This window comes from Ideonella sp. FW305-24 (genome assembly GCF_058788035.1).
In genome coordinates this window covers 1-519 of record NZ_JBYTAI010000056.1, presented here as the reverse complement: position 1 = coordinate 519, position 519 = coordinate 1, and the positions used below count along the sequence as shown (strand labels likewise).

The following is a 519-nucleotide window of genomic DNA, read 5'->3' as shown; positions in this document are numbered from 1 at the left end:
CGACGGCACGACCCTGGGCACCACCCGCACGCTGACCGGCGACGGCCTGCCTGCCACCGTGGCCAAGGGCAACACCACCTGGACCTACACCTACAACAACCGCCGCCTGCTCACCGACGAAGTGCTCGCCTTCAGCGGCGGCAGCAGCTACCCCGTCAAGCACGAGTACAACGCCAACGGCGATGAAAGTTACCTGACCTATCCGGACAGTGCCCGCCCGGCCCAGAGCCCCACCGCCTTCGGCGAACAAGGCTCGGCCGGGGGCCACGCCACCGCTGTCACCCGAAAAGCCAATGGCGCGCTGACTGGCTACACATTCGGCAATGGCATCGTGCGCCAGATTTCGTTGAACGACCGCTACCTGCCCAGCAGCATCACCGACACCAACCCCGGCGTGGGCATCGTCTACCAGGTCGGCCTCACCTACGACGCCAACGCCAACGTCGCCACGCTGAACGACTACCTGGCCACGACCGACACCACCGCAGGCTCGCACACCCGCACGATGGGCTATGACGA

1 protein-coding gene is annotated in these 519 nt (G+C 66.3%); it reads left to right on the top strand.

Going from position 1 to position 519, the window contains the following annotated elements; genetic code table 11:
- Positions 1-519, top strand: a 519-nt coding sequence (locus tag AC3WR5_RS33500; protein ID WP_492490120.1) for a hypothetical protein, incomplete at both ends; no start/stop codon positions are given.